The following is a 1,404-nucleotide window of genomic DNA, read 5'->3' as shown; positions in this document are numbered from 1 at the left end:
TTCCCATAATAAGAGCCATAATCACAAAAATAGCAGGTAGTCAGTTTGACCACCTGTTATTTTTTACCAATTAACAATTTTATCTACAATATTTTGTTGTTCAGTAGCTGTTTTCCTTAGATAAATTCGAGTAGTTTCTATACTTTCGTGTCCCATCAAATCTGCGAGCAAAGCAATATCGTTATACTTCGCTAAAAAATTCTTAGCAAATAAATGCCTAAAAGAATGAGGGTAAATTACTTTAGGATTCATTTTGTATTTATCGGCATAATTTTTTAACTGTTGAGCAACTCCTCTTGCTGTAATTGGTTCGTTAAATTTATTCAAAAATAAATAACCACTTCGGCGATTTTCTGATTCTAACCAACTAAGACAACTATTTCTTAATTTTCTAGGAATGTACAGTCTACGAATTTTACCACCTTTTGAGTAAATATCAAAATAACCGATTTCTACATGCTCTACTTTTAGTTTAATAAGTTCACTTACACGAGCCCCAGTTGCACCTAAAAACCAAACAACAAAATGCCATTTTAAAATACCATCTTTTTTCAAACTACGTTTAAGAAAAAGGTAATCAGCATGGCTAATAACATCTTCTAAAAACGGTTTTTGCTGTACTTTGACAAATTTTAATTTCAAATCATCATGACCAATAAAAGCCAGGTATTTATTTACTCCTTGTAGTCGCAAATTGACAGTTTTAGGTTTAAAATTGTCTAATAAATATCCTTTGTATTCAAATAAATCTTCCATTTTGAGTTCGTAATTCTCCAAGAAAAATCGAACACCATAAAGGTATGAGCGCACAGTATTTTCAGCTAAACCAGCTTTCTTCAAATATAATTCAAAATCTTTCAACGTAAAACTCCTATCTTATGTTTGATAGAAATTCCACCGCACAAAAGACTATTATACTAAATTAGTTGGTTAATTTGTGAGAATATTTGAGTGATTTTACTTGATATACGTTTTTGTTCTTGGATTGGAGGAAGGGCAACTATAAGTTCTTTAAATAACGTTTTATTAAGATGAGGGATTGCAGATCCAGTTTTTGAATTTTTTAAAAGTTCTTTTTTGCTGTCTATATATAAATCTATATATTTCTTTGACCCAACTTCCAGATAGTGAATTTTCTTAAACGTTGACCCCATATATCCATCATTAGGTATCATAAATAACTCTCCTGAATTTTCTCCATCTACAAGAATTACTGTATCTTTTGAATGTACTTTATTACCTTTTTCTTTAAATTCAGCATCCTTAATCCCTCGTAAAGTTTTTGCATCCCAATAAATAAGACGTTCATTTTGTTGTTTAGTTCCATTATCCAATTGCAATAAATTTTTTAATTTCAAAAGTTGCCAAGTATTTGGTACTTCCTCATAATAAGAGTTATCATCT

2 protein-coding genes are annotated in these 1,404 nt (G+C 30.0%); both read right to left on the bottom strand.

Annotation, left to right across the window (positions count from 1 at the left end):
• Positions 1-63: 63 nt before the first annotated feature.
• The gene (gene psrA / locus HT693_RS11410; RefSeq protein ID WP_100104881.1) at positions 64-861 is read right to left on the bottom strand and encodes a tyrosine-type DNA invertase PsrA; all 798 of its coding nucleotides are present in this window, start codon (positions 859-861) and stop codon (positions 64-66) included.
• A gap of 56 nt (positions 862-917) precedes the next feature.
• The coding region (locus HT693_RS11405; RefSeq protein WP_172925198.1) for a restriction endonuclease subunit S at positions 918-1,404 on the bottom strand (487 nt) is incomplete at its 5' end.

Origin of the sequence: Streptococcus sp. 2154 (assembly GCF_013277255.1) — a bacterium.
Classification (GTDB): Bacteria; Bacillota; Bacilli; order Lactobacillales; family Streptococcaceae; genus Streptococcus; species Streptococcus pseudopneumoniae.
This window is presented reverse-complemented; position numbering and strand designations above follow the sequence as displayed.